At 53.9% G+C, this 1,116-nt stretch carries 1 protein-coding gene and 1 pseudogene; one reads left to right on the top strand and one right to left on the bottom strand.

Features of this window, described 5'->3' with window-relative positions; genetic code table 11:
• A pseudogene (locus tag CW742_RS14510) lies at positions 1–573 on the top strand (hypothetical protein); the annotation flags it as partial.
• Between the two features lie 24 nt (positions 574–597).
• On the opposite strand, the gene CW742_RS14505 reads toward CW742_RS14510, so the two are convergent.
• On the bottom strand, positions 598–1,116 hold a 519-nt coding region (locus tag CW742_RS14505; RefSeq protein ID WP_292421603.1), incomplete at its 5' end, for a transposase.

Below are 1,116 nucleotides of genomic sequence, written 5' to 3'. Positions count from 1 at the left end.
CCCCTGCCCCTGACGACCGCACTCCTCGTCTTCCTTGGTGTGCTCCTTGCACTGCTCGCTGTCCTGCTCGTTCCGGTCAACTTCGGCCTGCTCCCGTTCTCCCCCGATGGCCAGCTCGGCCTCCTGCTCGTCATCATGGCCATCCAGATCCTTGCCATGGGCGAAACCCCGCTCGGTTCGTTCCGGCGCTCGTGGTTCCTGGTCACGATCGGCCTTGTCTTCGTTGCGATGGGCGTGTACTCCTGCATCGTGCCGGGAATCCTCACCGACCTGCTCCGCGTCATGCTCGGTCTCCTGAACCTGATAGGAAGCCTCGTCCTCCTTGCCGGCCGGGTCGTGCCCATGGTGCTCGCGATGAGGGCGGCCCCGAAAGAGCCGGTCATCCTGCCGGCACCGGTCCGGAACCTGCTCATCACCCAGACCGCGCTCAACCTCATCGGGATCCTCTTTGGCACATCCATGCTGCTGCCGGGCCTCATCCCCGGTCTTGTCGTGGCCGCGATCCTCTTCTTCAACGGCCTGCTCCTCTTCCTCCTTGCGTATATCCTCGGCACGCTGCCCCAGGAGGCGTGAGAAGGGCAGATTCCTCCTGTTTTTTTACGTTTCTAAAAAAAATGCTCTGTAGAAAACCTCGACCAGAACAAATTGTAAGAGTCTGTGAAGGTTACAGACAATCATTTTCAAGGCAATTTCTTTTCTTTGGATGAGGAAGATCCGGGCTTTAAGATCCCCGCCGAACTTTCTTTTCAGAACGGAGAATTTGGTTTCAACGATCTGACGTTTTCTGTATCTGGGATCATTGGTTCTGGAGAGCATTTCCTGACGGTAATTTCCGCCAATGAATTCAGAATTCCACAAGCGAGGGGGGATAATTGAATCAGCGATTAGTTCTTCTCGGATAAGGCGATGAATTGCATTGGAGTCATAACCCCGGTCCATGACATAACAATCAGATGTTCGGAGCCTATGGCATTGTCGAAGCAATTTTCTGGCATGGCGGGTATCATGGACCCTGCTTTTTGAGACGATAAAACCGGTAATAACCTGGAGTTCTGTATCGACCGAGATAGAGGATTTAAGGAAATGTTTTCGGATTTTACCGGTTCGTTCAGAGAA

It is taken from the genome of Methanoregula sp., from assembly GCF_002835825.1.
Lineage (GTDB): Archaea > Halobacteriota > Methanomicrobia > Methanomicrobiales > Methanospirillaceae > Methanoregula.
This window is presented reverse-complemented; position numbering and strand designations above follow the sequence as displayed.